We start from the raw sequence: 778 nt of genomic DNA on the forward strand, positions 1-778 counted from the left end.
GAGCGCCGGCAGCGGGTGCCGCCCGTCCGCCGCGGTGGGCGGGGCGGCCAGCTCGCGGTCCAGGTCGACGAACACCGCCCCCGGCAGGTGCGCGGCCAGGTACTGCTCGTGCCCGTCGGTGCGTCCCAGAGCCCAGCGCACGTCGAGCAGCACGGGGGCCTGGCCGGCGGTCAGCTCGGCCGCGAGCGCCGCCGGGGTGACGAGCACCTGGTCACGGGCGCTCATGCGGTCAGCTCCAGTCGCATCGTCCATGCGTCCACGTCCTCCGGCTGGTAGTAGCGGCGGCGGCGGCCGAGGCGTTCGAACCCCTCGGACTCGTACAGGTGCACGGCCGGGTCGTTGTCGACCCGCACCTCCAGGAACAGCTGGGTGGCGCCCTGGGCGCGGGCCTGCGCGGCCAGCTCCCGCAGCAGCGCACGGCCCACACCGCGGTTCTGCCGCCGGGTGTCGGTGCCGATCGTCATCACCTGCGCGTCACGTCCGTCGAACCACAGCCCGGCGTAGCCGATGAGCACCCCGTCCTCGTCGGCGCCCAGGTACGTCCGGCCCGGGCCGGTGAGCTCGTCGGCCAGCGACTGGGGCGACCACGCGGCGGCGCCGAACAGCTCCCCCTCGAGACGCACCAGGTCCGGCAGATCGGCGGCGACCAGCGGACGCAGCGTCCAGGTCACCCCAGCACCCGCTTGGCGCCCGCGGACGGGACGGCGTCGGGGCGGCGCAGGTACAGGGGCTCGACCGGGGTCGGCACCCCGTGCGCCCGCCGGGCCAGCGCGAGGGT

The 778-nt window shown here is 76.2% G+C and carries 2 protein-coding genes; both read right to left on the reverse strand.

What is annotated here, in order from left to right; genetic code table 11:
* On the reverse strand, positions 1 to 225 hold a 225-nt coding region (locus tag F2B26_RS16535; RefSeq protein WP_499679455.1), incomplete at its 3' end, for a rhodanese-like domain-containing protein.
* On the reverse strand, positions 222 to 671 hold the full coding sequence (gene rimI, locus F2B26_RS16540) for a ribosomal protein S18-alanine N-acetyltransferase (RefSeq protein ID WP_159811179.1): 450 nt from the start codon (positions 669 to 671) through the stop codon (positions 222 to 224). The genes rimI and F2B26_RS16535, both read right to left, overlap by 4 nt.
* Between the last annotated feature and the right edge of the window lie 107 nt (positions 672 to 778).

Source organism: Cellulomonas citrea (genome assembly GCF_009829685.1).
Lineage (GTDB): Bacteria > Actinomycetota > Actinomycetes > Actinomycetales > Cellulomonadaceae > Cellulomonas > Cellulomonas citrea.